The organism is Oleiphilus sp. HI0061 (assembly GCF_001635675.1).
Genome location: NZ_LWFE01000853.1, coordinates 1 through 216 on the forward strand (window position 1 = coordinate 1; position 216 = coordinate 216).

At 44.4% G+C, this 216-nt stretch carries 1 protein-coding gene; it reads left to right on the top strand.

Annotation, left to right across the window (positions count from 1 at the left end):
* Window positions 1-216 (top strand): alpha/beta fold hydrolase (locus A3735_RS30760; protein WP_197485828.1); only part of this gene is annotated, 216 nt, incomplete at both ends.

Sequence of the window (216 nt, forward strand, 5' to 3'; positions counted from 1 at the left end):
AGATAAGTTAATGGTATGCATTGGCGGTGCAAAACAAACCATGTCTGCATGGCGCAGTTTTGTCTCTCGTTTTCAAACTGAATACAGCATCCTGGTATTTGACTTGCCTGGGCAAGGGCGTGCAAAAATTAACTACGGTTGCATGGGGGTATCGCTTGAAGAGCAAGTGGATGCCTTGCATGAGTTATTAGTCAGAATTGATGCGCAAAAGTACTC